This window comes from Flavobacterium araucananum (assembly GCF_002222055.1).
Lineage (GTDB): Bacteria > Bacteroidota > Bacteroidia > Flavobacteriales > Flavobacteriaceae > Flavobacterium > Flavobacterium araucananum.
Map to the genome: position 1 here is coordinate 17,154 of NZ_MUGS01000039.1, position 24,199 is coordinate 41,352.

Here is a 24,199-nt window from a genome sequence, read left to right on the forward strand (position 1 = left end):
AAGACTTATACTTATTTAAAAATCATCATAGAATCTATTTAAGATTTTTTTACGAATTACGACAAAACGTAAAAATCTTATAATTAAAAATCGTTCTTTTATACTTTACAATTCTTATGGTAAGATATGCAGGAATTTGATACAATTATTATTGGTTCAGGAGTTGGTGGTTTATCAACTGCTATATGTCTTGCTAGAGCCGGACAAAAAGTTTTGGTTCTCGAACAACATTATGTTCCCGGAGGTTGGAGTCATAGTTTTACTTTGCAAGGGCAGCGGTTTAGCCCGGGCGTACATTATGTAGGTCAACTTGAAGAAGGGCAATCTACCAACGAATTGTATCGCGGTTTAGGGATTGCCAATGATATGGTGTTTTTTAGAATGAACAAAAACGCCTACGAACATTGTTTAATAGGAGACGAAACTTTTGATCTTCCGGCAGGAGCCGAAAACCTCAAAGAAAAACTTTCCTCACATTTTCCAGACGAAGAAAAAAACATTCACGAATATCTTTCACTGGTGCAAAAAGTGAGTTATGAATTGCAATTAATTCCAAAACTAAAAGGTTTCTGGCAAAACATTACCGTTCCGTTTCGTACCAAGCATTTTGGTAAATTTGCACTCTTTCCATTAAAAAAAGTCGTTGGCTGGCATGTTAAAGATCCTAAACTAAAAGCAGTCCTGAATATTCAATGCGGCGATCATGGACTTCCGCCAAGTCGTGCTTGTTTCCCGGTTCATTGTTCTGTAATGAGTCATTATTTCGACGGTGGATTTTACCCAATGGGTGGCGGTGGCGGAATCGTAAAAGCCATGACAAACGGTGTAAAAAGACATAACGGAGAAATACGTGTCAAACAAAACGTGCATAAAATCATTATCGAAAACAAAAAAGCAATAGGTATTGAGCTTGAAAATGGCGAACAAATAAGAGCCAAAAATATTGTTTCGAATGCTGATCCTTCTATCACCTATCTCAATTTAATCGACAAAGAACATTTAAGTAAATCACTTCTTAAAAAACTCGACAAGACAAAATATTCCGTTACATCCTTGATTTTATTCCTGACACTTGACATTGATGTTACCCTATACAATATCGATTCCGGAAATTTCTGGATGATGAAAGATGAAAACGACGATGCCAATTTTGAGGCTTTAATGAGCAGCAACATTGATTCCGGAGATTCATTTCCTTCTGTTTTTATCAGTTGCACAACTCTTAAAGATCCCGCTAGTTTTAACGGTCGTTATCATAATTTTGAAATTGTAACCTATGTTAATTATGATCATCTCAAAGATTTTAATGGCTTAGACGATTATCACAATGAAGAGTATAAAATTTTTAAAGACAAGATCGTTAATAAACTGATGAACAACATCGAAAAAATAATTCCAAATGCGAAGCAACATATTATTCAGGCAGAATTAGGTACACCAAAAACCAATGAATTTTATATCAATTCGACAAAAGGCAATGTTTACGGAACTGAGAAAACATTAAATCAGGTTGGACCTTTCTCTTATAAAAACAAAACCGAAATCGAAAATTTGTTTCTTTGTGGTGCCTGTACCTTGTCTCATGGTGTTGCAGGTGCAACATATTCCGGTCTTGCAGCAGCCTCCGCGATTTTAGGTTGTACCGCTGATGATTTGTTAATTGAAGATGAAAATCAAAAAATTAGAATTTATGATGCCGAAGATTCTGCCACATGGCCTGATTGGGTACACACAAAACGAACAGACAAAATAAGGAAATTCGTTTAAAAAAAATACTTATTTTTGCGCAACCACCAAAGCAATCAACCAAAATGAAAAATGTTCTTGTTATTTATTACTCACAATCTGGACAATTAGAAGAGATTGCACGAAACATTGCAAAGCCTTTCTTAAACTCAGAAGAAATAAATGTCACGTTTCACGAAATACAATTAGAGAAACCTTTTCCTTTTCCTTGGGATAAAGATTCTTTCTTCGACGCTTTTCCGGAATCTTTTCTTCAAATTCCAACAAAATTAAAACCGGTTCGGGATGAAATTTTAAATACAAAATTCGACTTGGTATTATTTCATTATCAGGTTTGGTATTTATCGCCATCCATCCCTATAAACTCTTTTTTGAAAAGTGATGATGCCAAAAAAATACTAAACAATACCCCTGTTATTACCATAAGTGGTTCCCGTAATATGTGGATAATGGCGCAGGAAAAAATCAAGACTTTACTAAAAGAAGCCAATGCACATTTGGTTGGAAATATAGCTCTGGTAGATCGTGTTGGAAATTTAATTAGCGTAATTACAATCGTGGAGTGGATGTTCTCCGGAGTTAAGAAAAAATATCTGGGAATCTTACCTTTACCGGGAGTTTCAGACCAGGACATTCAGGAATCGAATAAGTTTGGAGAAGTCATAGTTGCTGCGCTAAATGAGAACAAATTTGAAGATTTGCAACCAAAATTACTCGCAATTGGTGCCGTAAAAATTAGTCCATATCTGGTTACGGTTGATAAAACCGCAAATAAAATTTTTAATAAATGGTCTAATTTGATTTATAAGCATCAAAAAAACAGAAAACAGCTTCTTAAAGTATTTAATGTTTATTTATTCCTCGCAATATGGTTAATCTCACCAATAGTATATATATTGCACCTTATTACCTACCCATTTAAGTTAAAAACCATTAAAAAGGAAACTCGATATTATCAAGGAGTTTAGAAGACGAAATTAGATTATGTTTGAAGTATATATTACCAAAGCCGCAAAGTATTTGCCAAATGAAGCTATTTCTAACGAGGAAATGGAAGATTATTTAGGACTCATCAATGATGCCGCTTCTAAAGCAAGACGCATTATTTTGCGCAATAATAAAATTACAAGTCGTTATTACGCCATAGATAAAACGGGAAAAAGTACACATAATAATGCTGAGTTAACGCGAAATGCTGTTGTGCAATTGTTCGATGAAAACTTTACTGCACAAGATTTAGAAGTGCTTTCCTGCGGAACCTCAACACCCGATATTTTCCTGCCTTCGCATGCGGCAATGGTTCATGGTTTATTAAAAAACAAATCGGTAGAATTAAATTCATCAACTGGTGTTTGTTGTGCCGGAATGAATTCATTAAAATTTGGTTTCCTTTCTGTAAGATCCGGAAATTCTACAAATGCGATTTGCACAGGATCAGAAAAAGTTTCGACCTGGCTAAATGCACAAATGTACAACCACGAAGCAGCCAATCTAAAAAGCCTGGAAGAACAACCAATTATTGCTTTCAAAAAAGATTTTTTGCGTTGGATGTTGTCTGACGGAGCCGGTGCTTTTTTATTAGAAAATAAACCTAAAGGGCCAATTTCTCTAAAAATCGAATGGATGGAAGCTTTTTCATACGCATACGAATTAGAAACCTGCATGTATGCCGGTGGAGATAAATTAGAGAATGGCGAGATCAAAGCCTGGAGCGAATATCCTCCCGAACAATGGTTAAACGAATCCGTTTTTGCCATTAAACAAGACGTAAAATTACTGGACGAATTTATACTTTCTAAAGGAGCTGAAAGTATGGGTGATGCCATGTCTAAAAATAAAATCACATCAGATCAGGTCGATTATTTTATCCCTCACGTTTCTTCTAACTTTTTTGTCGAAGGATTAAAAAAAGGATTAGCTGAAAAAGGAATTGGAATGGCAGACGAAAAATGGTTCATGAATCTTTCTCGAGTAGGAAATGTAGGTTCTGCCTCTATTTACCTCGCTCTTGAAGAATTGATGAATTCAGGAAATTTAAAAAAAGGAGATCGTATCCTTTTATCCGTTCCCGAAAGTGGAAGATTTTCATTTGCTTACGCTTATCTAACTGTTTGCTAATGGAAACAACATTACTTTTAGAAAAAGAAGCTGTTGAAAATTTACTGCCGCAAAAGTTTCCTTTTGTGATGGTAGATAAAATGTATTCGTTTACAGAAACCTCCTTAATTGCAGGTTTAGAAATTAAAAACGATAATATTTTTTTAGACAACGATATTTTTCTTGAAGCAGGTTTAATCGAACACATGGCACAATCTGTGGCTTTGCACACTGGTTATCAATTTTTCCTGAAAAACGAAATAGCCCCAACAGGATATATTGGTTCTATAAAGGAAATTGAGATTAAAAAGTTGCCAAAAATCAATGATACGATTCAATCTACCATAACTATTCTACAAGAATTTGCAGGAATAACATTAGTGGATATTGTAACGTATTTGAATCATGAAGAAATAGCAAACGGACAAATGAAAACTGTTTTAGCAAAATGATAGCAGGAATGAAAACCGGAGTCGATATACAAAATTACTTACCACACCGAGCACCAATGCTTATGGTGGATTTAATTTTGGATATAGATTCTAATTTTGTAGAAACTATCTTCGTGATCAAAGAAGATAACATTTTTATAGACAATAACGTTTTTATAGAAGCCGGTTTAATCGAAAACACGGCACAAACCTGTTCTGCTATTGTAGGTAAAAAATATTTTTTTGACGAAGACGGTACCGAAAATGAAAACGTAAATGTACTTGGTTTCATCAGTGCAATAAAAAACCTTAGAATACATTTGCTCCCAAAAGTAGGCGATACGATTATTACCAAAGCAACTTTGGTTTCAAAATTCGCCGGTGATGATTATACTTTGTGCACAATGCGCTGCGAAAGTTTATGGGGGCATAAACTACTTTTAGAATGCGAAATTAATTTGTTCATTCAAAAGACAGTTTCGGTTCCAGAATAATTCCAATTGAAAATAAAATAGGCCATGGAAAAAGAAAAAGTACCACAAGACAGAGGCAATTTAACCAAAAACAATCTGAAAGAACTTTTGTATGCTACCGATGAAAACGGAGATTATACTACTACTTTAAGTACCGGTTGGGAACCCAAAACTATCGCACTATCCAATTCTATAGACGAAATAAACGAGCGAATTGCCGAAGCAAAAATGCAGGTTGAAATTGGCGAAGTAAGTCCTGTTTGTTACTATATGGAAGTCAACAAAATGGATCTTACTATCTTGTCCAGTTATGTTGGATTATGGAAATGGCGTGTAAAACGACATTTTAAACCAACTGTTTTTGCCAAATTAAGTGACGCTATCTTAAAAAAATATGCCGATGCTTTTGAGATTTCAATAGCCGAATTAAAAAATATCAAAAAAGACTAATGCAAACGAATTTCACACATCATCAAGCCGCGCATTGCGAGAACGGAGTGGCCTCGAATTTGCTAAAAAATAGCGGACTCAACATCAGCGAACCAATGGTTTTTGGTATTGGCTCCGGGCTTTTCTTTGTGTATTTACCCTTTTTAAAAGTCAATTATGCCCCTGCAATCAGTTATAGAACTTTGCCTGGACAAATTTTTAATAAACTAGCAAGTCGTTTAAACCTTAAAATAAAAAGACAAAAATTTTCTTCGACAACAAATGCCAATAAAGCATTAGACGAAAATTTAAAAAACAATATCCCAACAGGTTTACAAGTTGGCGTGTATCATTTGAGTTATTTTCCGGATGAATATCGCTTTCATTTCAACGCGCACAATTTAGTTGTTTATGGAAAAACCGAAACGGATTATTTGGTCAGCGATCCTGTTATGGAAACCGTTACGACTTTAACGCACGACGAATTAGACAAGGTACGTTTTGCCAAAGGTGCTTTTGCTCCAAGAGGACAAATGTATTACCCAATTCAGATTCCGGCAGCCGTAGATTTGAAAAGTGCTATCCTTAAAGGAATCAAAAATACGTGTCGTGATATGTTGGCTCCCGTTCCTATTGTTGGTGTACGCGGAATTAAATTAGTATCCAGACAAATTAGAAAATGGCCTGTAAAACACGGTACCAAAAAAGCCAATCATTATCTGGCGCAAATGGTACGTATGCAGGAAGAAATAGGAACTGGCGGCGGAGGTTTCCGTTTTATATATGCCGCATTTTTGCAAGAAGCTTCGGTTATTTTAGGCAATGACGAATTGAAAGAACTGTCTAAAGAAATGACAAAAATTGGAGACTCATGGCGAGATTTTGCTGTTGAAGCTTCCCGAATTTACAAAAACCGAAGTGCCAAAGAAGATGCTTACAACGCCATTGCCGATGAACTATTGGACATTGCCAATCGAGAAGAAATCTTTTTCAAAAAATTAAAAAAAGCCATTAGCTAAACGATATTGAAACCCATTATAAAAATAGAATCCCTTTCGAAAAAGTACAAAGATGCCGACCAGTATTCTTTGAACGATGTTTCGCTGGATATATATGAAGGCCAGATTTTTGGATTATTAGGCCCAAATGGTGCCGGAAAAACCACTTTAATCTCGATGCTCTGCGGATTGATAAAACCAACTTCAGGACATTTTACCATAGATGATTTAAGCTATAGCAACCATTCATCTAAAATCAAAAAAATCATAGGAGTTGTCCCTCAGGAATACGCTTTGTATCCAACCCTGACAGCCAGAGAAAATTTACATTATTTTGGAAGTATGTATGGCTTAAAAGGTTCTTATCTAAAAGATAAGGTAATCGAAACTTTAGATCTTCTGGGTTTATTAAAATTTGCCGACAAGCGCATCGAAACTTTTTCGGGCGGAATGAAACGAAGAGTCAATTTGATTGCCGGAATTCTGCACAATCCCAAAGTCTTATTTTTAGACGAACCAACTGTTGGTGTCGATGTACAATCTAAAAACGCGATTATCGATTATTTGAAACTCCTGAATCAAAACGGAACTACGATTATATACACCTCTCATCATTTGGCTGAAGCCGAAGATTTCTGTACCAATATTGCCATTCTCGACCGAGGCAGAATTTTTGCACAAGGAACACCATCAAGTTTAATTGCTTCTACTGATGAAGCCCGTAATCTTGAAGAAGTTTTTATTTCATTAACCGGTAAAGATTTTAGAGATGGTCAATAAAATTTGGATGTCCGTTATAAAAGAATTCCTCCTGCTCAAAAGAGATTTAGGCGGATTGATTATTTTGTTTATCATGCCGCTGGTTTTGGTAATCACGGTAACTTTAATACAAGACAGCACTTTTAAAACGATTAGCGATAATAAAATCCCCATTTTACTGGTCGATAATGACAATGGTTCTGTTTCTAAAACTGTTTTCGATAATCTTGAAAAAAGCAATTTGTTTAGTGTTATCACACAAATAGACAACAAACCCATTACCGAAGAAGTTGCCAAAGAAGCCGTTTACAAAGGAAAATTTCAACTGGCGATTATCATCCCAAAAAATCTAAGTGTCGATTTACAATCCAAAATCGATCAGAATGTTACGAACATTGTGAGCAAAATGGGCTTAACAGAAACAGATAGTACGGCTCAAGCCGAAAAACCTAAAGTAATCAAAGAAAAAGAAGTGAAACTGTATTTTGATCCTGCGGTTCAAATGAGTTTCAAAAATGCCGTGATGAATTCGATTGATAAGATGATTTCTCAAATCGAAACCAAATCAATTTATACCACTTTCCAAAATCAATTGGGAGAGGGAAATATCGAATTCGAGCAAAAGAGTTTCATTACATTCAAAGAAATAATTCCTAAAATCAACAACAAAGAAGTTCGACCAAATTCCGTACAACACAATGTTCCCGCCTGGACACTTTTTGCGATATTTTTTATCGTGATTCCGCTGTCTATTAATATTGTAAAAGAAAAATCGCAAGGAACATTTGTACGTTTATTAACGAATCCGGTTTCTAATTTGGTGGTGATTATGGGTAAAACCATTACCTATTCTGCCATTTGTATGATTCAGTTTTACATGATGGTTGCCGTTGCGGTATTTTTATTTCCGCATATTGGTTTACCTTCTTTAAATATCGAAGGCCATTTATTTTTAATGAGCATCGTTGCTTTATTCTCTGGTTTTGCTGCCATAGGTTTCGGGATTTTATTAGGAACCGTCGCAAGCACACAGGAACAATCTGCACCCTTTGGCGCAACAAGTGTACTGATTCTTGCCGCTGTTGGCGGTGTTTGGGTGCCTGTTTTTGCAATGCCAACCCTAATGCAGTATATCGCAAAATCGTCGCCAATGAATTGGGGTCTGGAAGCCTTTTATGATGTATTATTACGCAACGTTTCTTTCCTTGAAATCATTCCAAAAATAAGTTTGTTATTTTTGTTCTTTATTATCACAACATCCATTGCCTTATTTTATGACAAAAAGAAAAGAACAGTATAACGAAGCCACTGCCCTAACCGTCTCCCACGAAATCAGAATTCGTTTTAACGAAACTGATCCGCTTGGAATTGTTTGGCATGGCAATTATATCACGTATTTTGAAGATGGACGTGAAGCGTTTGGTCGCCAACACGGACTTACTTATTTAGACATTGGCAATACAGGTTATACAACTCCTATCGTAAAATCGAAATGCGAGCATAAATTGTCTTTGCGTTACGGCGATGTCGTAACAATAGAAACAACGGTTGTTGATACACCTGCAGCAAAAATGATTTACCGTTTTAAGATTATAGATGCAAAAGGCGAAGTTGCCTGCACTGGCGAAACGGTGCAAGTTTTTTTAGACGGCGACGGAAATTTAATGTTGACCAATCCTCCTTTCTACGAAGAATGGAAACGAAAAGTGGGCTTATTGAAATAGAACGTGTTTCTTGTATCAATTATATAAACTTAAAAAAATATGATAAGCATAGACATATTATCTAATTTATTCACTTCAGCATTTGTTGTTGGTATTGCAACATATTTTATTCAAAAACGTATTGATAATCGTTTTAATAGAATCGAAGAGTTTCAAAAGACATTAATTACAATAAGAAAAGAACGTTATGATACTTTACTAAAAACTTTACAAGAAGTTTGGGAAAAGATTATTGAAACTGAATATTATATACGTCACGATATGCCTGATCAGTTCATAGAAGCTCAAAGAAATGAACTAAATCATATAAATTTTGATTCAACACCATTAAAAGAGGCTTTTATTTTTATTGAAAAACGAAGTATTTTATTGAATGAGTCGTTGAGCAAGGAGACCTCTGATTTTTTTGTTAATCATTTGCAAAGCACATATAATGGGTTCATAACAATTCTAAATAAAATACCACGAGGACAAGTGACGCTTGACGAAGTAAATGCATTCATTCCAACGGCATTAGGTAGACAATACAAAAATGACTTAAATACCTTGAAAAAAAAATACGAAGAACAATCTAAAAAAATACTTTATGAAGATAAACAGATTTAGTAATACCTAAAAATAAAGTATTAAAAAACAGTTAATTTAAACATCCGTTTTAAAGAGATGCAAATCGATATATTCGAAAAAAATCATAAAATGTCAAAAGAAATATACATCACGCAAACCAATTGTATCACACCTTTAGGATTTGATGTTCAGTCGAATATTGAAGCGATTGTTCGTGGCGATTCTGGAATTCAATTGCATGAAGATCCTTCTTTGATGCCAATACCATTTTATGCTTCTATTATTGATGATGAAAAAATAAACAGTGCTTTTGCAAAAATAAGCGCTGACACAAAATATTCTCGTTTAGAGAAAATGATGATTTTGGCTTTAGAGCCGATTATCAAAAATTCGGGAGTTGATTTAAATTCAAAAACTGCTTTTATACTTTCGACCACAAAAGGAAATGTTACCGCTTTAAAAGAGAATTCTGAAGAGAGTTTTAATAGTGCACATTTAGATGTTTTAGCTCAGAATGTTGCCAGTTTTTTTAAATTCAATACACAACCTATCGTAGTTTCGAATGCTTGTGTTTCCGGAATTTTAGCTGTTTCGGTGGCGAAAAGAATGATCCAGTCTGAGCTGTATGATAACATTTTTGTTATTGCGGGCGATGAAGTTTCAGAATTTGTTTTATCTGGATTTAATTCTTTTCAGGCCATGAGCGATTCGCCTTGTAAACCGTATTCTAAAAACAGAACCGGTGTTAGTTTAGGCGAAGCAACCGCTGCTGTTTTAATTTCGGCGAATCCGGCAACTGCCAAAATAAAAATTATTGGAGACAGTTCGATAAACGATGCCAATCATATTTCGGGTCCGTCAAGAACGGGCGAAGGTTTGTTTAGAAGTATTCAGAATGCTTTGAAAGAAGCCCAAATAGAAGTTGACAAAATCGATTATATCTCCGCACACGGAACCGCAACTCCGTTTAACGACGAAATGGAAGCGATCGCACTAAATCGTTTAGGTTTACAAAATGCCCCTATCAATAGTTTAAAAGGATTTTACGGTCATACCTTAGGCGCTTCAGGATTATTGGAAACGGTAATTGGGATTGAATCTGTAAATCAAAACATGCTGTTTGAATCGAAAGGTTTTGATGAAATGGGTGTAAGCGAAACGATTAATATTATTGAGAAAAATAAAGAGGCAACGATTAATTATTTCCTAAAAACAGCTTCTGGATTTGGAGGTTGTAATACGGCTGTAGTTTTTGAAAAGATGAAACACGAATTACACTAATTTTCACAAATTAAAATATAATAAAGTTTGAACTGTTCGGAAATTCCGAACAGTTCAAATGAAAATCGAACTTGTAAGGAAAATTTACAAGTTCAATAATTAAATTAAAATGGAAAACGAAAAAACGTTTAAAACAAAAACTGGTTTTTGTCATGTATTAGCAGATAAAATAATTTTGACTAGAGATGGAATAATTGGAAATGTTTCAAAAACAGTTGTTGGAAATGGCTTATCAAAAATCTTAATTATTTATTCCGGAATTGCCCTTTTCATGTTTTACAATGCTTTTACAAGTTTTCAAAATAACGAAAATGGTTCTGCAATTTTATATGCTCTATTTGCATTTTTTTTAATCTATAGCATTATAAAAAGCTTTAATAATTCTGCGACACCAATAATCGAACGAAATAAAATCAAAGACGCTAAATTTATAAATGGTAGAACTGGTGTTACACGCTCAAGATTCGAAATCATGTTTGAAGATGAAAATGGGAAATTAAAAAAACGCTTGATTTTGCTTCCTGGTTCTTTGAATGATGGACAAAATGAAACTGAAAAAGCATTGGCAATAATGAAAAGTGAAGGAATACTTTCAAATTAAGCAATTCGATTTAAAATGAAATTATCAAAATTCATATTTATAACACTAATTCTTCTTTCCTCTTTTGGATGTAAAAAGAAAGAAGTGTCTGAATCTGATTTAGAAAAAGAGGTGATGAATAGTGTCTTTCTTGAAATTGTAGATTCAATATATATGGATCGAAGAACTATGTATCCGCCTCCGATGCCAAGATTAGATTTTAAAACAAACAAAGAAGATACGATCGGTTATCATGATAAATTAAAAAGATATCAAGTTGAACAAGACAGTATTAAAAATGATAAAAACAGAATTTTAATTGGTGTTTATGATTATGTAGTAAACAATAAAATTAGAAATGAAAAATTTGATTTGACTCCTTTTAAAAATAATAAAAAGTTTGATTTTCAATACACGTCTAAATTTCCTGAAGAAATATATTGGGACATAAATGACAAAAAAAGCAAAATGCTTGTTGGAACAATTCAAATTTCTAATATTCAGTTTAATAAAACCAAAACTTCCGGCACTATATCTGCGAGTGCTTCATGCGGGGGAGGAAAATGCGGAAGAGGATTTGAGATTACAATTGAAAACAAATTTGGAGAATGGCATATTACAAATATTGTTGAAACTTGGGTTTCTTAAAAAATGCACAGACTAATTAGTGTAATTTAAACCCAAAACAATACGTGCTAATTTGTGGAATTAGTGTTAAACAAAAATAATGACTCAAAAAACTCACATACAATCCTACATCACGATCCAAAACAACGAAATTGTTTTGAACGGAACTTCTATATTCAAAATTGAACCAACCGATTTTGGTGATTTCTCAAAACAGGCGTATCGTAATTTTGATATTCAATACCCGAAGTTTTTCAAAATGGACGCTTTGAGCAAACTGGCTTTTTTAGGATCTGAATTGCTTTTGAGTCCAATAACTTCGGCTGAACAAGAAAATAATATCGCTTTGGTTTTGGCCAATAAATCGTCGAGTTTAGATACTGATGTAAAATATCAGGAATCGATTTCAGACAAAGAAAACTACTTTCCGAGTCCGGCAGTTTTCGTCTATACTTTACCAAATATTTGTTTGGGAGAAATAAGTATCCGCCATCAGCTAAAAAGTGAAAATTCTTTTTTTATATTTGATGCTTTCAATACTGAATTTCTGTCTAACTATTCGTCCATTCTATTAAACACAAATAAAGCCGATACAGTTCTGTGCGGTTGGGTAGAATTTTTTAATGACAGTTATAAAGCGTTTCTTTGCACAATTAGCAAAGAAGAAAGCGCAACATACAAAAACGAAAATATCAATACATTATATAATAAATAATCATGGAAGCATTAAAAGAAGAATTAAAAAACAAAATCATTACAACCCTTAACCTTGAAGATATCGCAATCGAAGATATTGCTGATAACGATCCTTTGTTTGGAGATGGTTTAGGTTTAGACTCAATTGATGCACTTGAATTGATTGTGATTTTGGATAAAGATTATGGAATTAAATTAGTGGATCCAAAAGAAGGAAAAACAATTTTTCAATCTATCGAAACTATGGCAGCTTATATTAGCGCTAATAGAACTAAATAGATTGCAGATTTTAGATTTTAGATTTTAGATTTCTTATCTCATTATCTAAAATCTAAAATGGTTTAAAAATCCGTCAACTTTGTCAAAGTTTTAAACTTTGACAAAGTTCTAAGAATCTAAAATCTAAAATCATAAATCTAAAATGACAAAGGGTGTTGCAATAACGGGAATGGGAATTATCTCTTCGATTGGAAATTCAGTCGAGGAAAATTATATTTCGTTAATAGAAAATAAAATTGGCATTTCTCGCATCTCCAATATTTCGACAGTTCATGAAAATGTTATTAAAGTTGGTGAAATCAAAAAAACCAATGATGATCTGATTGCTGAATTGGGATTAGGCAGTGACAATAATTTTTCGAGAACGGCAATGTTAGGTACTTTGGCAGCAAAACAAGCTGTTGAAAATGCCGGAATTACTTCGATAAACGAATTTAGAACCGGACTTATTTCGGCTACAAGTGTGGGCGGAATGGATATGACTGAAAGACATTATTACGATTATTTCAAACATCCTGAACTGGTAAAATATATTACCTGTCATGATGGTGGTGATGTTGCAGAGAAAATTGCCGAAGAATTGGGTCTAAAAGGAATTGTCACTACAATTAGTACCGCTTGTTCCTCTGCAGCAAACTCGATTATGCTGGGTGCAAGATTAATTAAATCCGGAAAATTAGATCGCGTCATTGTTGGCGGAACTGATGGTTTGGCAAAATTCACCATCAACGGATTTAAGACTTTGATGATTTTATCAGACGATTTTAATAAACCTTTTGACAATAAACGCAAAGGATTAAACCTGGGCGAGGCAGCGGCATATTTGGTTTTAGAATCGGATGAAGTTGTTGCAAAACAAAATAAAAAAGTGCTGGCAAGAGTTTCCGGTTATGGTAATGCAAACGACGCTTTTCATCAAACTGCCTCTTCAGAAAATGGTGATGGTGCTTACTTGGCAATGAAAAAAGCTTTTGAAGTATCAGGCTTAAAACCTTCTCAAATAGATTATATCAACGTACACGGAACTGCAACTCCAAACAACGATTTGTCTGAAGGAAGAGCTTTATTGAGAATTTATCAAGACGAAAAAGTGCCTGATTTTAGTTCAACTAAACCTTTTACCGGACATACTCTGGCAGCAGCTGCAGCAATTGAAGCGGTTTATAGCGTTTTGGCAATTCAGAATAATGTGGTTTACCCAAATTTGAATTTCGAAAACCCGATGGAAGAATTTGATTTGCAACCTCAAACTACTGCAAAGAATAAAAATATCGAACACGTTTTATCCAACTCTTTTGGTTTTGGAGGAAATTGTTCTACTCTTATATTTTCAAAAAGCTAAAATGAATAAAACATATATAAATGGAGTAGGTTGTATTTCGACTCAAAAAACATTTGATACTGTTTTTTTAGAAGAAGCCGTTGTCAATCATAATCAAAATGTATTGGCGATTGTTTCGCCGGTTTACAAAGATTATATTTCGCCCGCAGCAAGCAGACGAATGGCTAAAGGGGTGAAAAACGGAATCGTAGCTTCGGCATTGGCAATGAAAGACGCCAATATCGAAAAAGTTGATGCTATTATTACCGGAACCGGTTTGGGATGTATCGAAGATTCTGAAAAATTCCTGAAAAGCATTCTCGATAATAACGAGGAATTTTTAACGCCTACCTCTTTTATTCAATCGACACACAATACCGTTGGTGCACAAATTGCTTTGTTGCAACAATGCAAAGGCTATAATTTTACGTATGTAAACGGTGCTGTTTCTTTTGAGTCGGCTTTATTAGATGCTAAAATGCAAATCGAAGAAGACGAAGCTCAATCGGTTTTAATAGGTGGAGTTGATGAAAATGGCGATTATACCACCGCTCTTTTTAAACTTTCCGGACGCATTAAAGAAGACAATACAGGTCCTTATGACCTCTTGAATTCTGAAACAAGTGGTGCCGTTTACGGTGAAGGTGCCAGTTTTTTTGTTTTAGAAAACGAACGAAAAGAGCACACTTATGCTGAAGTTCTGGATATTGCAATTGTAAATACGCTTGCAGCAAACGAAATTGAAACCGAAATTAAATCCTTTTTGAAATCAAATAATTTAGAAATTTCAGCTATTGATGCTTTGATTTTAGGTTTTGACGGAAATGTAGTTTTCGAAAACTATTATAGAAATCTTACTGAAAATACTTTCTCAGAAACACCTGTTTTGTATTACAAACATTTAAGCGGAGAGTACGACACCGCATCTGCTTTTGCTTTATGGATGGCAGCTAAAATTTTAAAAACACAGGAAATTCCGGAAATCATAAAAGTAAATTCGGTTGAAAAACCAGTTTACAAAACCATTTTATTGTACAATCAATTAAACGGAAAAAACCATAGTTTTACGTTAATCACAAAATGATAACGCACAAAAACATATCACTATTTTTTGTTTTTTTATTGCTCTTATTATTTCTTCTGAATTTTTATGTAGCAATAAACATATGGTGGTTTGTAGTTATAATTTTAATTTGGTTGGGAATAAATGCTATTGGCTCTTCCCGGATTGCATCAAATTATCATCTAAAAGCTTTCTGTAATAATCCGTTAGCAACAGAAAAAAAAATTGCCTTAACTTTTGATGATGGTCCAAGTAAATTTACTTTGGACGTTTTAGAACTTCTGAAAAAATACGATGCCCGCGCCACTTTTTTCTGCATTGGAAAAAACATCGAAACCCATCCTGAAATTGTAAAAAAAATTATTGAAGAAGGTCATTTAGTCGGAAATCATTCCTACAGTCATTCTCCTTTTTTTGATTTTTATAATGCTAAAAAAATCAGAGAAGAAATTCAGAAAACAGATGATCTTCTGGAAAAATATACTTCCGGAAAAATAAACTTCTTTCGTCCGCCTTACGGAGTTACAACGCCATCGATCAGAAGAGCTTTAGAAAAAACCAAACATAAAGTAATTGGCTGGAATATTCGATCGCTCGACGGCGGAACAAAAAATCAAAGTTTAATTTTCAACCGAATTATAAAACGCGTTTCTCCCGGCGGAATCGTACTTTTGCACGACACGGCATCACATTCGGTTTTGGTATTGGAACAGTTTTTGCAATTTTTACAACAAAACAACTATAAAGTGATTTCGATAGAGGAACTTTTGAATCTTAAAGCTTATGAAATGGAACGCTGATTAAACGGATTCGCTAAAGCGAAGGCGCAGATAAAACAGATTTTTAACCAATAAGTTAATGCTAAAAAATTTAATTAAACACCTAGAAACATAGATTGTATGTGTTTAAAAAAGTAAATAAAAAGAAACTCGTTTCTAAAACATAGCTATGTTTGTTAATACAAGTGAAACGCCTTTTTTGAGTTCAATAATTCTATGTTTCTATGTGTTAAAAAATAATCTGTGTAAATCATTATCCGGAAAATTATCGGGAGTGGCAAAAAAAAAATTTAAAGCATAATTTCTAACAAAATATGAAAACTAAAATAGTTCTATTAATTCTATTTATTTCTGGCAATTTGTTCGCTCAGGAACAAAAAATGACAGATGCCGAAATTGCCACTTTTAAGCAAGATGTAAATGTAGTATCGAAAAAAATCAAAACCTTAAGTACTGATTTTGTGCAATACAAACACTTGGATTTTTTATCGAAGGATATTGAAACTTCCGGTAAAATGATTTTTAAAGAACCAAGTCTGTTACAATGGCAATATAAAAAACCATACAATTACAGTATTGTTTTTAAAAACGGGAAAATCCTGATTAATGACGAAGGCAAAAAAAGTGCGGTTGATATTGGTAACAGCAAAATTTTTGGCCGCATCAATAAATTAATCGTTGGCAGCGTAAGCGGAAATATGTTTGACGACAAAGAATTTACCATTTCGTATTTTAAACTAAAAGGTCAAAATCTGGCAAAATTCATTCCGAAAGATGCGACGTTGAAGAAATACATCAAACAAATCGAACTGACTTTCGACAAAGAAGAAGCAACCGTAGTTCAGGTAAAATTATTAGAATCATCTGAAGATTATACCCGAATTGTACTTAAAAATAAAGTGATCAATGCAAAAATCGACGACTCCGTTTTTAATAATTAATTGCTTTCTGGCGCTAGTATTCGTTTCTTGTGGATCAGTCACAAAAAACTATACTCCAAAAAAATTAGACAAAACGTCTTATGAAGTTCCCTATTTTTCAGATTCAAAAACAGATTATGTTTATAAAACCAATATAACGGTTTACGGAAATGAAATTAGCGGAATTTTTATTGCCAAAAAAATAAACGATACGACACACCGAATTGTTTTTACCACTGAATTTGGGAACAAACTAATGGATTTCGAAATTTCAGAAACTGATTTCAAAGTCAATTCGATTGTATCCGAGTTAGATCGAAAAATCCTGATCAATACATTGAAAGAAGATTTTCGATTACTTTTTAAAAAGGAATATTTAATTCAGGAACAGTTCGAAAACGATTCTGCTAACATCTACAAATCAAAAGACGGAAAAAGGGATAATTATCTTTTTATCTCAAAAAAGGACCAAAAATTAGAGAAAGTCGTTCATGCTTCTCAAACAAAAGAAAAATTTACGCTGACATTTAGTTCAGAAAACAATATTTTTGCCGAAAAGATTCAGATTATTCATCAGAATATCAAGTTGAAAATTGAGTTAAATTATTTTAAATCTGAATAATAATTTAAACTAATCATAAACTTTAAATCAAACCAAAATGAAAAAATTAACCGTAATTGCCTTTGTATTCTTTACAGGACTTTTAACATCAAATGCTCAGGTAACTGTGAGCCCTGGACTTCGCGGAGGTTTAAATATTTCTGATTTAAGTAATATGCCAGGAAACACTAACTCTAAATCTGATTTTTATATTGGTGGATTAGTGGCTATAAAGTTTAATAAATATTTTACGCTTCAACCAGAATTAAATTATTCCAGACAAGGTGCTAATTTTCATTTTTCTTCTTTAGCTTTTCAAAATCCGGGAGATCCAAATTTTTACTCCAGAAATACTAAAGCCGAAATAAATTATTTGACGCTTGGAGCAGTAGGTAAATTTCATTTTAAAGGAAAAGGTTTTCATGTATTAGCAGGACCTTCTATAGACTTTAAAACAGATGATAATTTTGATAAATTGGGGACTAATCCTGTTGGAGTTGATTTATCTATCGTTGCCGGTTTAGGATATACGCTGCCAAATGGTTTAACTTTTGAAGCCAGATTTAAACAAGGCTTAATTGATATTTATGGGTACGACGGAATCAATTATGATAATAATGATTATTACTATAACGATCTTATTTTAAATCAGGTTTTCCAGATTGGTATTAGTTACACTTTTAAAGTAAAATAAAAATTATGGTATTAAAAGACTTTTATAAAGTGCTTTCAGAAGAAAAAACAGGAGATGCTAAATATAATATTCGTATATTAGTTAATGCCAATCATGAGGTTTTTAATGGTCATTTTCCAGGAAACCCAATAATGCCGGGCGTTTGCATGATTCAGATCATTAAGGAACTTACAGAAGCGATTACCAAAAGTTCGTTGATAATACAAACACTGACCAATGTAAAATTCATGGCATTAATCAATCCGGAGACGAATCCGGAATTGCGTTTAGAACTTGATATTACAACCACAGAAGATGATTTGATAAAGGTGAAGAACACCACATATTTTAACGATACCGTTGCTTTAAAATTAAGCAATACGTACAAAAAACTATAACTATGAAATTACTATTGTCATTACTTCTATGGATAAATTTTGCCGGAACTCCAGATTTGGCATCCATCCGAAAAATGTATTCTGATGTTGCAAAATCAGAAACAAATGCTAAAGAATTTACCGAAAAACTTTCTGCCATTTCAAACAGTGACGAGAAAATTTTAGTCGCCTACAAAGCGGCTTCAATTTTGCTGGACTCTAAGTTTGAAAGTATATTAGGAAGTAAAATTTCGCGTTTTAAAGAAGGTGCTAAACTTCTGGAAGCGACATTAAAAAGTGATCCAAACAATATCGAAATCAGAATGATTCGATTGAGTATTCAGGAAGATGTTCCGGGAATTACAGGCTACAAAAAAAATATTAAAGAAGATAAAAAATTTATCACAACGCATTATGCTGAGCAAAATGCTACTTTAAAAGAATATCTAAAAGACTTTGTTTTACAATCGAAAAGTTTCTCTGAAAAAGAGAGGCAATTTGTGAAGTAGATAAAGAAAAAAATCCACAATGCAACCAACATTATCTCAGCAGGAATTACTGAATTCAACCAATTTTTGTGTTATTGTTCCAACATACAATAATCACAAAACGTTGAAAAAAGTGCTGGATTCTATTTTAGATTTCACTCAAAACATCATTATCGTCAATGACGGTTCAACAGATACAACAAGTGAAATTTTACAGCAATATTCGCAATTTACACAAATTCATCATCCTCGAAATACAGGAAAAGGAAGGGCGCTTCGAAATGGTTTTAGAAAAGCGATCGAACTAAATTTTGAATATGCCATCACAATCGATTCTGACGGACAACATTTTGCTGCTGACATTCCGGGTTTTATTGCTGCCATCCAAAACAAACCAAATTCTCTTTTGATTGGAAGTCGTAATATGACACAGGAAAATGTACCCAGAAAAAGTAGTTTTGGAAACAAGTTTTCGAATTTCTGGTTTAAGTTCGAAACCGGAATTGTGCTTGAAGATACCCAATCTGGTTTTAGATTGTATCCGTTAAGACTGATTCCGACTCAATTTTATACCAATAAATTTGAGTTCGAAATTGAGGTTATTGTACGATCTGCCTGGAAAGGTATTACAGTAAAAAACATTCCAATCCAGATATTGTACGATCCTGCAGAACGTGTTTCCCATTTTCGACCGTTTAAGGATTTTACCCGAATCAGTATTCTAAATACCGTTTTGGTAATCAATGCATTGTTGTATATAAAACCACGAGATTTTTTTAGAAGAGCAAAAAAAAAAGGGTTTAAAAGATTCTTTCTCGAAGATATTTTAGAAAGTTCCGACTCTAATTTCACGAAATCGGCATCAATAGCCCTGGGTATTTTTATCGGAATTTCGCCTTTTTGGGGATTCCAAACCGTTTTGCTTTTTACTTTTGCTGCATTATTCAGGCTCAATAAAGTCATTGCTTATCTGGCTTCGAATGTGAGTTTTCCGCCTTTTATCCCTTTTGTTATTTACGGTTCTCTAAAAATGGGAAGCTATTTTGTGTCTAATGATGCACCATTAATTTTAGATAGTTCCGTGACACTGGATGATATTCAAAAAAATGCTACCCAATATATCGTGGGAAGTCTTATTTTAGCATCCGTTTTGGCACTGACTTTTGGTCTTATAAGTTATTTACTTTTAACGGCTTTTAGCAAGAAACGCACCGAATAATATATATTTATTATTCGCCACAAATTTCACAAATTAGCACAAATCAATTTTTAAAAAATGCTTAAAAAAAGCCACAGATTAAAAGGATTAGAATGATTTTAAAATCTATATGTAAGTTTGCCACGACCCGAGCGACAGCGAACGGGCGAAGCAATTTCACAAATTAGCACGAATTAATTTTTAATAAATTGCGGAAACGCAACGTAAATGAATGCCACAGATTAAAAAGATTAAAATGATTTTTTTTGCCCCGAATTTCACTAATTAGCACAAATTAATTCGTGAAAATTCGTGAAATTCGTGGCGAACTAACACAGAACTTAAAAATCTTTTTAATCTTTTTAATCTGTGGCAAAAAAACTGTAGGCAAAAGAAAATAATAAAATAATTATGCATCAATACTTTTACGCCATTCACTTATTTGTAAACCGACGAAAATCTTTATCGGTGTTTTTGGCAGTTTTGATGCTGATCGCTTTTGGATTTTTTGCCTCCCGAATTAAATTCGAAGAAGACATTTCTAAACTTATCCCAACCAACGATAAAGCTGATGTTACTGCAAAAGTCCTTAAACAACTTAATTTCGCCGATAAAATTACCGTTATCTTCAAACTGGAAAAAAACGGTTCCGAAGAAGATTTAAAACAAATGGCAACTGCTTTTTCAGACAGCGTTGCTAAATCCTGCAAACCTTATGTAACCGGAATTCAGGGAAAAATTGATGAGGAAAATATTCAGGAAACTATTGATTTTGTTTACAATAATTTACCCCTATTTCTGGAGAATAAAGATTATGCTGCGATTCAGAATAAACTTCAAAAAGACAATATTGCGGCAACCGTTCAGGGAAATTACAAATCGATCATTTCTCCGTCCGGTTTTGTAACCAAAGATTTTATCCTGCAAGATCCGCTTGGGATTTCGTTTATCGCACTAAAAAAATTACAACAATTAAATATTGGTGACGATTTTACGCTCAACAATGGTTTTGTGATGACGAAGGACAAAACAAAATTATTGCTTTTTATTACGTCGAATCTACCGTCGAGCGAAACAGAGAAAAATACGATTTTTGCAAATAAACTAAAATCAATTCAGGAAAATCTAAATCAAAAATTTAAAAGTAAAACTTCGATACGTTATTTTGGTTCGGCTTTGATTGCCGTTGCCAATGCCAATCAAATTAAAAGCGATATCATTTTAACGACTTCGATCGCAATGATCACGCTGATATTAATTTTGATCTTGTTTTATCGAAAAATATTGATCCCGCTGATCATTTTTCTGCCTACGGTTTTTGGTGCTTTGTTTGCCGTTGCCTTTCTATATTTTGTAAAAGAGCAAATTTCAGCTATTTCTTTGGGCATTGGATCGATCTTGTTAGGAATCACGATTGATTATTCGATACATATCCTCACACATTACAAACACAACAGCGATGTAAAAACGTTATACAAAGACATTACAATGCCTGTTATTATGAGCAGCTCAACAACGGCTGTTGCTTTTTTATGTTTGCTTTTTGTAAAATCTGATGCTTTAAATGATCTCGGAATTTTTGCTGCCGTAATTGTTATGGCAACAGGAATATTCTCGCTTTTGATTGTTCCGCATTTGTATAAACCGAAAGAAAATAATTTTGAACACAAGAAAAATGTGATCGATAAACTGGCACATTTCTCTTTTCATAATAATAAATATCTAATTGGGTTTTGTGTTTTAATCACGATTATTTGCTGCTTTACGTATAACAATGTTGGCTTTAATAATGATTTATCGCAATTGAATTTTGTTCCAAAAGAAATTAAAGCTGCCGAAAAAGATCTGGAAGAAAGCACCAGCTTAACATCTAAAACCATTTATGTGGCTTCGTACGGAAACACAATGGAGGAAGTTTTGCAAAATAACAGCCAGCTTTTTGCCGATTTATCTAAAGCAAAACAAACGAACAAAATCTTGAATTTCAGTTCGGTTGGCGGAATCATGCTTTCGCAAAAAGCACAACAACAAAAAATAGATCAGTGGAATTCATTTTGGGATGCCAATAAAAAGCAAGTGTTACAATCTGAACTAATTGCCGAAGGCTCAAAACTAGGATTTAAAACTACAACTTATTCTAATTTTTACGATCATTTAAATTTTAATTTCAAACCTGTTTCAGCGCAGGAATATCTCAAAATTCAGGCTTTGCAACTAAAAGAATTTGTAACTGAAAAAAAGGGATTTTTTACGATTTCTACTTTGGTAAAAGTTACGCCGGAGCAAAGAGATGCATTTGTAAAATTGGCTTCAGCCAAAAAGAATCTCATTGCAATTGATCGTCAGCAAATGAATGAAACGTTTTTTAGTACACTAAAAACCGATTTTAATTCACTTGTTAATTATTCTTTTGTGGCTGTAATTCTAATTTTGTTTTTCTTCTTCCGCAGAGTCGAATTGGTTATTGTAAGTTGTATCCCGATTGCCTTAACCGGAATTGTCACGGCAGGAATCATGGGCATCTTTGGCATCCAGATGAACATTTTTAGTATGATTGTTTGTACTTTGATTTTTGGTCACGGTGTCGATTTTAGTATTTTTATGACGAGCGCTCTTCAAAAAGAATATACGACAGGCAAAAACGAAATTGCGATTTACAGAACTTCAATAATCCTGGCGGTTATCACAACTATTTTAGGAATTGGTGCTATGATTTTTGCGCACCATCCGGCTTTGCGATCTATTTCGTCTGTTTCGTTAATTGGGGTTTTTGCCGCGTTGATTATTACGTTTATTTTCTACCCTATTCTTTTTAAACTATTCATATCCAATCGTGCAAAAAAAGGAAATGCTCCCTTTGAGTTGCGAACTTTTATACATGGTATTATTTCGTTTACCTATTACGGACTTGGCGGTATTTTGATGTCGCTTTTTAGCATCACTATTATGCCGATCCTACCGATAAATGAAAAAAGAAAAATGAAAGGTTTTCGATATTTCATTTCAAGATTCATGAATTCGGTTTTATATTCAAATCCCTTTTTGCATAAAAAAGTCATCAATCCGTTTAATGAAAACTTCGAAAAACCAGCCATTATAATTGCCAATCATTCTTCGTTTATAGATATTCTGGCAATGGGAATGTTGAGTCCTAAAATTATTTTTTTAGTAAATGACTGGGTTTACAACTCTCCTATTTTTGGAGGAACGGTTAGAAAAGCAGGTTTTTATCCGGTTTCAGAAGGTATTGAAGGCGGCGTTGAACATTTGCGTCAAAAAGTAAACGAAGGATATTCACTAATGATTTTTCCGGAAGGGACACGTTCTGTAAGCAATCAGATAAATCGTTTTCATAAAGGGGCTTTTTATCTTGCCGAAGAATTTAATCTGGACATTGTTCCTGTTTTAATTCATGGTGCTTCAGAGGCAATCCCAAAAGGAGATTTTGTCATTCACCACAGTCATCTTACGTTGTCTATTTTAGAAAGAATTGCTCCGGATAATCTTTCTTTTGGTAAAAATTATGCCGAAAGAACAAAACTATTAAGTACTTATTTTAAAGAAGAGTTTCATAAAGTTCGTCAACAATTAGAAGGTCCGGATTATTTCAAAAAAATGCTGGTTCATAGTTACGATTACAAAGAAATTGAAATTATAAATTCTGTCAAAAATGATTTAAAAAATAATCTCGCAACGTATTATGAGCTTAACAAGCATCTTTCGGCAAAAGCCAAAATATTGCACTTAGCAAATGATTACGGTCAACTAGATGTTTTGCTAACCTTGCAGGAACCGCAGCGAAAAGTCTTCTCTTTTATTGCTGACGAAGAAAAAATTGAAGTTGCCAAAACGAATTATTTCCTTAAAAAGAGAAAGATCTCTTATCTGGACAATCTCGAACTGGTTGTGCCAAATGAATATGAGGCCGTTTTAATTTCTGATGAAAATTACAGAGACGATCTTCAAAAAATCGTTTCTACAACTTCCCGCATTATTTTAATCAATAGTTCGGGTTTAAAAAACACTTTAATTAACTTTGGTTTTGAATCTGTTTTAGATGAAAATTCTATAATCGTATTAAAGAAAAATTAG

General features: G+C 33.6%; 26 protein-coding genes. All 26 read left to right on the plus strand.

The window, feature by feature from the left end:
- The first annotated feature begins 126 nt into the window (after window positions 1-126).
- The 26 genes from B0A64_RS17290 to B0A64_RS17415 all read left to right on the plus strand — a co-directional run bounded on the left by B0A64_RS17290 (window position 127) and on the right by B0A64_RS17415 (window position 24,199).
- On the plus strand, window positions 127-1,767 hold the full coding sequence (locus tag B0A64_RS17290) for a phytoene desaturase family protein (protein WP_089480750.1): 1,641 nt from the start codon (window positions 127-129) through the stop codon (window positions 1,765-1,767).
- A gap of 44 nt (window positions 1,768-1,811) precedes the next feature.
- Window positions 1,812-2,714 carry an NADPH-dependent FMN reductase family protein gene (locus B0A64_RS17295; protein WP_089480751.1) on the plus strand — a complete coding sequence of 301 codons (903 nt, stop codon included), beginning with the start codon at window positions 1,812-1,814 and terminating at the stop codon, window positions 2,712-2,714.
- A gap of 16 nt (window positions 2,715-2,730) precedes the next feature.
- Complete coding sequence (locus B0A64_RS17300; RefSeq protein ID WP_089480752.1) at window positions 2,731-3,864, plus strand: beta-ketoacyl-ACP synthase III; 1,134 nt, start codon at window positions 2,731-2,733, stop codon at window positions 3,862-3,864.
- Window positions 3,864-4,295 carry a hypothetical protein gene (locus B0A64_RS17305; RefSeq protein WP_089480753.1) on the plus strand — a complete coding sequence of 144 codons (432 nt, stop codon included), beginning with the start codon at window positions 3,864-3,866 and terminating at the stop codon, window positions 4,293-4,295. Before B0A64_RS17300 ends, B0A64_RS17305 begins: the two co-directional genes overlap by 1 nt.
- 8 nt (window positions 4,296-4,303) lie before the next feature.
- Entirely contained in the window at window positions 4,304-4,768 is a 465-nt protein-coding gene (locus B0A64_RS17310) for an ABC transporter permease (protein WP_089480839.1), read from the plus strand.
- Window positions 4,769-4,792: 24 nt separating this feature from the next.
- Window positions 4,793-5,197 (plus strand): hypothetical protein, encoded by a 405-nt coding sequence (locus B0A64_RS17315; RefSeq protein WP_089480754.1) that lies wholly within the window; start codon window positions 4,793-4,795, stop codon window positions 5,195-5,197.
- On the plus strand, window positions 5,197-6,195 hold the full coding sequence (locus B0A64_RS17320) for a BtrH N-terminal domain-containing protein (protein ID WP_089480755.1): 999 nt from the start codon (window positions 5,197-5,199) through the stop codon (window positions 6,193-6,195). Before B0A64_RS17315 ends, B0A64_RS17320 begins: the two co-directional genes overlap by 1 nt.
- Before the next feature lie 6 nt (window positions 6,196-6,201).
- Window positions 6,202-6,954 carry an ABC transporter ATP-binding protein gene (locus B0A64_RS17325; RefSeq protein WP_089480756.1) on the plus strand — a complete coding sequence of 251 codons (753 nt, stop codon included), beginning with the start codon at window positions 6,202-6,204 and terminating at the stop codon, window positions 6,952-6,954.
- A complete protein-coding gene (locus tag B0A64_RS17330) occupies window positions 6,944-8,233 on the plus strand; it encodes an ABC transporter permease (RefSeq protein ID WP_165769845.1) in 1,290 nt (429 codons plus the stop codon). Before B0A64_RS17325 ends, B0A64_RS17330 begins: the two co-directional genes overlap by 11 nt.
- Window positions 8,208-8,657 (plus strand): acyl-CoA thioesterase, encoded by a 450-nt coding sequence (locus B0A64_RS17335; RefSeq protein ID WP_089480757.1) that lies wholly within the window; start codon window positions 8,208-8,210, stop codon window positions 8,655-8,657. Before B0A64_RS17330 ends, B0A64_RS17335 begins: the two co-directional genes overlap by 26 nt.
- A 39-nt stretch (window positions 8,658-8,696) precedes the next feature.
- Window positions 8,697-9,263 carry a hypothetical protein gene (locus B0A64_RS17340; protein WP_089480758.1) on the plus strand — a complete coding sequence of 189 codons (567 nt, stop codon included), beginning with the start codon at window positions 8,697-8,699 and terminating at the stop codon, window positions 9,261-9,263.
- 90 nt (window positions 9,264-9,353) lie between these two features.
- A complete protein-coding gene (locus tag B0A64_RS17345; RefSeq protein WP_089480841.1) occupies window positions 9,354-10,505 on the plus strand; it encodes a beta-ketoacyl synthase N-terminal-like domain-containing protein in 1,152 nt (383 codons plus the stop codon).
- Between the two features lie 109 nt (window positions 10,506-10,614).
- Complete coding sequence (locus tag B0A64_RS17350) at window positions 10,615-11,106, plus strand: phosphoribosylaminoimidazolesuccinocarboxamide synthase (RefSeq protein WP_089480759.1); 492 nt, start codon at window positions 10,615-10,617, stop codon at window positions 11,104-11,106.
- A gap of 15 nt (window positions 11,107-11,121) precedes the next feature.
- Complete coding sequence (locus B0A64_RS17355) at window positions 11,122-11,733, plus strand: hypothetical protein (RefSeq protein WP_089480760.1); 612 nt, start codon at window positions 11,122-11,124, stop codon at window positions 11,731-11,733.
- A gap of 79 nt (window positions 11,734-11,812) precedes the next feature.
- Complete coding sequence (locus B0A64_RS17360) at window positions 11,813-12,427, plus strand: beta-ketoacyl-[acyl-carrier-protein] synthase family protein (RefSeq protein WP_089480761.1); 615 nt, start codon at window positions 11,813-11,815, stop codon at window positions 12,425-12,427.
- A gap of 2 nt (window positions 12,428-12,429) precedes the next feature.
- The gene (locus tag B0A64_RS17365; RefSeq protein ID WP_017496902.1) at window positions 12,430-12,687 is read left to right on the plus strand and encodes a phosphopantetheine-binding protein; all 258 of its coding nucleotides are present in this window, start codon (window positions 12,430-12,432) and stop codon (window positions 12,685-12,687) included.
- A gap of 142 nt (window positions 12,688-12,829) precedes the next feature.
- Window positions 12,830-14,029 carry a beta-ketoacyl-[acyl-carrier-protein] synthase family protein gene (locus B0A64_RS17370; protein ID WP_089480762.1) on the plus strand — a complete coding sequence of 400 codons (1,200 nt, stop codon included), beginning with the start codon at window positions 12,830-12,832 and terminating at the stop codon, window positions 14,027-14,029.
- Between the two features lies 1 nt (window position 14,030).
- A complete protein-coding gene (locus B0A64_RS17375; RefSeq protein WP_089480763.1) occupies window positions 14,031-15,092 on the plus strand; it encodes a beta-ketoacyl synthase N-terminal-like domain-containing protein in 1,062 nt (353 codons plus the stop codon).
- Window positions 15,093-15,205: 113 nt separating this feature from the next.
- Entirely contained in the window at window positions 15,206-15,871 is a 666-nt protein-coding gene (locus B0A64_RS17380; protein WP_244285442.1) for a polysaccharide deacetylase family protein, read from the plus strand.
- Between the two features lie 293 nt (window positions 15,872-16,164).
- The gene (locus B0A64_RS17385; RefSeq protein WP_089480765.1) at window positions 16,165-16,791 is read left to right on the plus strand and encodes an outer membrane lipoprotein carrier protein LolA; all 627 of its coding nucleotides are present in this window, start codon (window positions 16,165-16,167) and stop codon (window positions 16,789-16,791) included.
- On the plus strand, window positions 16,757-17,392 hold the full coding sequence (locus B0A64_RS17390) for a hypothetical protein (protein WP_089480766.1): 636 nt from the start codon (window positions 16,757-16,759) through the stop codon (window positions 17,390-17,392). Before B0A64_RS17385 ends, B0A64_RS17390 begins: the two co-directional genes overlap by 35 nt.
- A 37-nt stretch (window positions 17,393-17,429) precedes the next feature.
- On the plus strand, window positions 17,430-18,065 hold the full coding sequence (locus B0A64_RS17395; RefSeq protein ID WP_089480767.1) for a porin family protein: 636 nt from the start codon (window positions 17,430-17,432) through the stop codon (window positions 18,063-18,065).
- 5 nt (window positions 18,066-18,070) lie between these two features.
- Window positions 18,071-18,442, plus strand: coding sequence for a 3-hydroxyacyl-ACP dehydratase (locus B0A64_RS17400; protein WP_089480768.1), 372 nt, complete (start codon window positions 18,071-18,073; stop codon window positions 18,440-18,442).
- A 2-nt stretch (window positions 18,443-18,444) separates the two neighbouring features.
- A complete protein-coding gene (locus B0A64_RS17405; protein WP_089480769.1) occupies window positions 18,445-18,930 on the plus strand; it encodes a hypothetical protein in 486 nt (161 codons plus the stop codon).
- Between the two features lie 19 nt (window positions 18,931-18,949).
- The gene (locus B0A64_RS17410) at window positions 18,950-20,128 is read left to right on the plus strand and encodes a DUF2062 domain-containing protein (protein WP_089480770.1); all 1,179 of its coding nucleotides are present in this window, start codon (window positions 18,950-18,952) and stop codon (window positions 20,126-20,128) included.
- A 390-nt stretch (window positions 20,129-20,518) separates the two neighbouring features.
- Entirely contained in the window at window positions 20,519-24,199 is a 3,681-nt protein-coding gene (locus tag B0A64_RS17415; RefSeq protein WP_089480771.1) for a 1-acyl-sn-glycerol-3-phosphate acyltransferase, read from the plus strand.